At 69.8% G+C, this 6,640-nt stretch carries 8 protein-coding genes; 5 read left to right on the plus strand and 3 right to left on the minus strand.

Features of this window, described 5'->3' with window-relative positions:
* Together TY51_RS18765 and der are read left to right on the plus strand one after the other, a co-directional pair.
* Positions 1-639 (plus strand): PQQ-binding-like beta-propeller repeat protein (locus TY51_RS18765; protein WP_042252685.1); only part of this gene is annotated, 639 nt, incomplete at its 5' end.
* Positions 636-2,120 (plus strand): ribosome biogenesis GTPase Der, encoded by a 1,485-nt coding sequence (gene der, locus TY51_RS18770; RefSeq protein WP_042252687.1) that lies wholly within the window; start codon positions 636-638, stop codon positions 2,118-2,120. The genes TY51_RS18765 and der, both read left to right, overlap by 4 nt.
* 6 nt (positions 2,121-2,126) lie before the next feature.
* Here der and TY51_RS18775 read toward each other — a convergent pair whose 3' ends face one another.
* The 3 genes from TY51_RS18775 to TY51_RS18785 all read right to left on the minus strand — a co-directional run bounded on the left by TY51_RS18775 (position 2,127) and on the right by TY51_RS18785 (position 4,690).
* Positions 2,127-2,849, minus strand: coding sequence for a hypothetical protein (locus TY51_RS18775; protein WP_042252690.1), 723 nt, complete (start codon positions 2,847-2,849; stop codon positions 2,127-2,129).
* A 75-nt stretch (positions 2,850-2,924) separates the two neighbouring features.
* Positions 2,925-4,217 (minus strand): serine--tRNA ligase, encoded by a 1,293-nt coding sequence (gene serS / locus TY51_RS18780; protein WP_042252693.1) that lies wholly within the window; start codon positions 4,215-4,217, stop codon positions 2,925-2,927.
* 86 nt (positions 4,218-4,303) lie between these two features.
* Positions 4,304-4,690, minus strand: coding sequence for a SoxS protein (locus tag TY51_RS18785; protein WP_231559145.1), 387 nt, complete (start codon positions 4,688-4,690; stop codon positions 4,304-4,306).
* Positions 4,691-4,814: 124 nt separating this feature from the next.
* Between TY51_RS18785 and meaB the strand changes: the two genes are divergently transcribed.
* The 3 genes from meaB to TY51_RS18795 all read left to right on the plus strand — a co-directional run.
* Complete coding sequence (gene meaB, locus TY51_RS18790; RefSeq protein WP_042252697.1) at positions 4,815-5,786, plus strand: methylmalonyl Co-A mutase-associated GTPase MeaB; 972 nt, start codon at positions 4,815-4,817, stop codon at positions 5,784-5,786.
* A gap of 65 nt (positions 5,787-5,851) precedes the next feature.
* Positions 5,852-6,142: an Ada metal-binding domain-containing protein gene (locus tag TY51_RS22910; protein WP_052650475.1), complete on the plus strand. Its 291-nt coding sequence runs from the start codon at positions 5,852-5,854 to the stop codon at positions 6,140-6,142.
* A partial coding sequence (locus TY51_RS18795) for a helix-turn-helix domain-containing protein (RefSeq protein WP_197054838.1) occupies positions 6,076-6,640 on the plus strand: 565 nt, incomplete at its 3' end. The genes TY51_RS22910 and TY51_RS18795, both read left to right, overlap by 67 nt.

The following is a 6,640-nucleotide window of genomic DNA, read 5'->3' on the forward strand; positions in this document are numbered from 1 at the left end:
TCGGGATCGGGCGTCATGGGCGTGTCGGTCCCCGCGGTGCAGGGCGACACGGTGGTGTTCCCGTTCTCCTCCGGGCAGATCGTGGCGGTGGACCGCCAGTCGGGCCTGACCAACTGGACCTCGCAGATCGCGGGCACCCGACCGGGACGCGCCATCGCGGTCGTCCGCGACGTGACCGGCGATCCGGTGATTTCGGGCGGGCGTGTCTATGCGGGTACCTCCTCCGGGCGGACCAGCGCGGTCGACCTTGCGACCGGGCTGGGCGACTGGACCGCGGACGAAGGCGCCAACAGTCCCGTCGTCGTGGCGGGCGGATCGGTCTTTTCCGTGAACGACCAAGCACAGCTGGTACGGCTGGACGCGGCGACCGGCGGCGTCATCTGGCGCCAGCCGCTGCCGTATTACACCACCGATCGTGTGCGGCGTCAGGATGCGGTCCATGCGCATTACGGACCCGTGCTGGCCGGGGGGAGGTTGCATGTCGCCTCCAGCGATGGCATGTTGCGCAGCTTCGATCCCGCCTCCGGCGCGCTGGTCGGTCAGGTGGCGATTCCCGGTGGGGCGGCATCGGCCCCGGTGGTTGCCGGTCAAACCCTTTACGTCGTTGCACGCAACGGCCAGTTGCACGCGTACAGATGACATTCACCCTTGCGATCGTCGGGCGGCCCAATGTGGGCAAGTCCACCCTGTTCAACCGTCTGGTTGGCAAGAAACTTGCGTTGGTCGATGACCAGCCCGGCGTCACCCGCGACATCCGCGAGGGTGCGGGTCGCCTTGGCGACCTGCGGTTCGTGGTGATCGACAGCGCCGGCCTGGAAATGGCCGAGGATGACAGCCTGCAGGGCCGCATGCGGCGCCTGACCGAACGCGCCGTGGACGAGGCCGACATCTGCCTGTTCGTGGTCGATGCCCGGATCGGCATCACCGCCGCCGACGAGTATTTCGCCGAGATCCTGCGCCGCCGGGCCAAGCACGTCATCGTCGCCGCCAACAAGTCCGAAGGCCGCGCGGGCGAATCCGGCGCGCTGGAGGCCTATGCCTTGGGCCTGGGCGAACCGCTGCGCATCTCGGCCGAACATGGCGAGGGGATGGACGATCTGTACCGCGTCCTGATGCCGCTGTCCGACCAGCTTGAGGCCGAACGTCCCGCGCCGATCGAGGCCGTGACCGATCTGGACCTGTCCGAAGAGGACGCCGAATCGGGCGAGGGCGCCGAGGATTGGCGCCCGTCCGAGGCTCGTCCCCTGCAGATCGCCGTGATCGGCCGCCCCAATGCGGGCAAATCGACGCTGATCAACAAGATCCTGGGTCAGGACCGCCTGCTGACCGGCCCCGAGGCCGGGATCACCCGCGATTCCATCAGCGTGACGACCAATTTCATGGGCACGCCCATGCGCATCTTTGACACGGCGGGCATGCGCAAGCGCGCCCGCGTGACCGAAAAGCTGGAAAAGCTGTCGGTGGCGGACGGTCTGCGCGCCGTGCGCTTTGCCGAGGTCGTGGTTGTCCTGCTGGATGTCGAGATCCCGTTCGAGACGCAGGACCTGCGCATCGCCGATTTCGCCGAGACCGAGGGCCGCGCCGTCGTCATCGCCGTGAACAAGTGGGACACCGAAGACGACAAGTCCCACAAGCTGAACGAGATGCGCGCCAGTTTCGAAAAGCTGCTGCCGCAGCTGCGCGGCGCGCCGCTGATCACCGTGTCGGCCAAGACCGGCAAGGGTCTGGACCGCCTGCACAACGCCGTGATCAAGGCGCACGAGGTCTGGAACCGTCGCGTGCCGACCGCCCGCCTGAACCAGTGGCTGGGCGCGATGACCGAAAGCCACCCGCCCCCGGCACCCGGTGGCCGCCGCATCCGCCTGCGCTACATGACGCAGGTCAAGACGCGTCCGCCCGCGTTCATCGTGAAATCGACCCATACCGACCAGATCCCCACCAGCTATCAGCGGTATCTGATCAACGGTCTGCGGACCGATTTCGACATGCCCGGCACGCCGATCCGGCTGTTCTTCCGCGACCAGGGCGGGGAAAACCCGTTCAAGGCAAAGGCCAGCAAGATCGTGCAATCGGGCGCGCTGTCCAAGCACAAGCACCGTCAGAAGCCCAAGGGCAGCTGACGCGGCTTAGCTGGCGGCGCGGATCAGGACCGTGGCCATCGCGCTGATCCCGATGATCGCGGCCAGCGCGATCATCGGATCGCTGCCCATGGTGGACAGCGCCAGCCCGCAGAACGCCCAGATCAGAGCGACGGAATAGCCAACGCTTGGCCCGATCCACATCTGGGCGGCGGTTCCAAAGGCTGCCGCGGGCAGAATCGCCACGGCCGACACCGCCTGTGCGGACAGCCCGAACCGGTCGGATGCCAGCTCGGCCAGCGCGGCGGATGCCAGCGCCGTGGCCCATCCCGCAAGAAAACCGATCGCGGGGCGGTGCCGCCCGGCCGCGCGGCGCGCGCCCACGGTGGCCGCGACAGCCCCCGCCACGGTTGCCAGCGTCAGCACCGCCGGATGGTCGATCAGCGATGGCCATGCCGCCCCCAGCACCAGCGCGCCCATCACCATCGGCCAGACGCGCGGGCGACCGGCGCGGATGGGTTCGTCATCCGACGGGTCGATCCATTGTCCGACCGCGTCCAGCATCACCATCATCCAGACGGCGATCAGCAGCAGCCACATCAGCAGGTTGTCGGGGTTCAGATACAGGTGCGGAATGGCGATGCTGGTGGGAGCGACGGGCGGCAGCAGCGGCGCCGCCAGACGCGCCGCGTCCGAGATGATGCGCGGATCGGGCATCATGGCGAAAGCCACGCCGCAGATCACGAAGATCGCCGCGACCACCAGATGCAAGACTGAACCGATCCGTGTCATGCAGGCCAACGCGCGTCGGGCGACGGCAGTTTCGCCGCCCGCGCAATCGTGGGGTCAGGCCAGCGTGCCTTGGGCCGTCAGCGTGGTCGCACCCTTCAGATAGGGATGCAGGACAGCGGGCAGGCGGACCGATCCGTCGGCCTGCTGGCCGTTTTCCAGCACCGCGATCAGCGCGCGCCCGACCGCCAGGCCCGATCCGTTCAGGCTGTGCACGAATTCCGGCTTGCCCCCGCCCGCCGGGCGATAGCGCGCGTTCATCCGCCGCCCCTGGTAATCGCCGCAATAGCTGACGCTGCTGATCTCGCGATAGCGGTCCTGGCCGGGCAGCCAGACCTCCAGGTCGTGGGTGATGCGCGCGCCCGCGCCCATGTCGCCGGTGCACAGGATCATCGTGCGATAGGGCAGCTCCAGCGCCTCAAGCACGGCTTCGGCGCAGCGGGTCATGCGGTCATGTTCGGCAAGGCCCGTCTCGGCGTCGGTGATGGACACCATCTCGACCTTCTCGAACTGGTGCTGGCGCAGCATGCCGGTGGTGTCGCGGCCTGCGCTGCCGGCCTCAGACCGGAAGCACTGGCTGTGCGCGACCATGCGGCGGGGCAGGGCGGACTGATCCAGCAGGTCGCCGTGCACGGTGTTGGTCAGCGTGACCTCGGATGTCGGGATCAGCCAGTACCCCTCGCGGGTCAGATAGCTGTCCTCGCCGAACTTGGGCAGCTGGCCGGTGCCCAGCATCATCTGTTCCAGCACCAGGACCGGGGTCCAGGTCTCCTCCAAGCCGTGCTGGTCGATATGCAGGTCGATCATGAACTGCGCCAGCGCCCGGTGAAGGCGCGCGACCGCGCCCTTCAGCACGACAAAGCGGCTGCCGGACAGTTTCGCGCCGGTCTGGAAATCCATGCCCGGCACGACGCCCGCGATCTGGAAATGCTCGACAGGGGTGAAATCAAGCGTGGCTGGCGTGCCCCACCGGCGCAGCTCGACATTGTCGGCCTCGTCCCGGCCCTCGGGGACGCGGTCCAGCGGCAGGTTCGGAATGCCCAGCAGCAGGTCGCGCAGTTGCGCGTCCAGATCGGTGGCCTCGGCCTGCATGCGGGCGATGTCGGCCTTGGTTGTGGCGACCAGCGCGCGCAGGCGTTCGAATTCGGCGTCGTCGCCCCGCGCCTTGGCGGCGCCCACGTCCTTGCTGGCCTTGTTCTGGTCCGCCTGCGCAGTTTCCGCGGCGGCGATGCGGCCGCGGCGCGCCTCGTCCAGCGACAGGATCTGCGCGGTCAGGCCGGTCAGCCCGCGGCGGTTCAGCGCCGCCTCGAAGGCGTCGGGATTGTCACGGATCGCACGGATGTCATGCATGGCGGCACCTTCGCAAATTGTCTGGGTGCCTGACTAGCGCATGCCGACCGCGACAGAAAGCCCGGCCCGCCGCCGCCGCCCGAATATCACGCGTGCAGTGTCAGCCCCGCACCGCGCATCATCTCCTCCAGCACGGGATAGAAATGGCGTTCGCCGACATAGCCCTCGATCCGGCCCGCTTCGGCGCCGTCCGACAGCAGCACGAAGGTCGGCGTGATCCACGGACGCCGCGCCAGCGCCAGCCCGTCGGGATAGGGGCCGTCCACGTCGACATGCAGCATGGGCGCGGTCCGCCCCGCGGCAGAGGCCGCATAGCCCGGCCCGATCTGCGCGTGCCACGCGCGGCAATGGTGACAGGCGGGCGATTCGACCATCATCAGCCGCCAGCCGGACGGCGGGGCGGCCCGGCCCGCGACGGGCAGCAGCACGACCGCGGCGCCCATCAGGACGGTGCGGCGGGACAGGATGGGCATGACGGGACCTCCGCGCGGGATGGCGAAAGATTACGCCCTTGCCCCCCGTCGCACAAGGTTGACGGGGGATTGCCCCCCGGCGGTGGCTGGTCCAGTGTTTCGGGCAAAGCGGGACAAGGCGGCGATGACGGACGATCTTCTGACACCCTTGCTGCGGGGCGATCGGCGGGCGCTGTCGCGCGCGATCACGCTGGTCGAATCGACCCGCCCCGACCATCGCGACCGTGCAGGCCGCCTGATCGCGGCGCTGCCCGACAGCACCGCGCTGCGCATCGGGTTGTCGGGCACGCCGGGGGTGGGCAAATCGACCTTCATCGAGGCGTTCGGCACGATGCTGACCGAACAGGGCCTGCGCGTCGCGGTTCTGGCGGTTGATCCGTCCTCGACCCGGTCGGGCGGTTCGATCCTGGGTGACAAGACGCGGATGGAGCTGCTGTCGCGCAACCCCCGCGCCTTCATCCGGCCCAGCCCGTCCAGCGCCCATCTTGGCGGCGTCGCCCGCCGCACGCGCGAGGCGATCCGCCTGTGCGAGGCCGCGGGCCATGATGTCGTCCTGATCGAGACGGTGGGCGTCGGCCAGTCGGAAACCCTGGTCGCCCAGATGTCGGACCTGTTCGTCCTGCTGCTGGCCCCCGCGGGCGGCGACGAGCTGCAGGGCGTGAAACGCGGCATCATGGAGATGGCCGACCTGATCCTGGTGAACAAGGCCGATGGCGACCTTCTGTCCCCCGCCCGCCGCACGGTCGCCGATTACGCGGGCGCGCTGCGTCTGCTGCGCAAGCGGGCGCAGGACCCGGACGGCTTTCCCAAGGCCATGCCGGTCAGCGCGACCACCGGCGCGGGCCTAGACGAGGCGTGGTCCTGCATGCGCCATCTGGCCGACTGGCGCCGCGAGACGGGTCATTTCGACCGCATCCGCGCCGAACAGGCGCGCGACTGGTTCATGGCCGAACTGCAGGGCGGATTGCTGGCACAGCTGGACGCCCCGGCCGCCCGCGCCCGCATCAGCGATCTGGGCGCCCGCGTCACCCAAGGCGCGCTGCCCCCGGTCGAGGCCGCGCGACAGATGCTGGATTGGCTGCGGGCGCCGCGATGAACTGCCCGAAAACGCGCCCCGGCCTGTCCGCGAATCGGCTAGACCGATCCGGACAGGAGGGTGCGATGCCGGACCATGACGATCTGTACAGCGCGCTGCTGGCGCGCGATCCGGGATATGAGGGGCGGGCGCTGGTCGGCGTCACCTCGACCGGGATCTTTTGCCGGCTGACCTGCCCGGCGCGCAAGCCGCGGCGCGACAACTGCCGCTGGTTCGCGAATGCGGCCGCCGCGCGGGCCGCGGGGTTCCGCCCCTGCCTGCGCTGCCGCCCCGAAGGCAGGTGCCGCCGTTGGTCGCCACGTTGGGCGCGGCGCTGGCGGCCGATCCCGCCCGCCGCTGGTCCGAGGCGGACCTGACCGCCCTGGGGCACGACCCCTCGACCGTGCGGCGGCTGTTCCGCCAGCATCTGGGCACCAGCTTTTTGCAACTGGCGCGCGCGGCCCGCCTGCGCGCGGGCCTGACCACATTGACGCAAGGAGGCAGGATGATCGACGCACAGCTGGACGCGGGATTCGATTCGGCATCGGGGTTCCGGCAGGCCTTCGCGCGCCTGTTCGGGCATGCCCCGCACCGGATGCGGGGGGCCGCCGACCTGCGCGCGGACTGGATCGACACGCCCCTGGGCGGGATGATCGCGATCGCCGATGACGAGGCCCTGCACCTGCTGGAGTTCACCGACCGCAAGGCGCTGCCCCAAGGGCTGCGGCGGCTGTCGGTGATGGCGGGCGGGCGGATCGGGCTGGGCCGGACGGCGGTGACCGACCGGGCCCAGGCCGCGCTGGCCGGGTTCTCGCGGGCAGTGACGGGCGGCTGGACCTGCCGGTGCGCCTGCGCGGCACGCCGTCCAGACCCGC

Source organism: Paracoccus sp. PAMC 22219 (assembly GCF_000787695.1).
Taxonomy (GTDB): Bacteria; Pseudomonadota; Alphaproteobacteria; order Rhodobacterales; family Rhodobacteraceae; genus Paracoccus.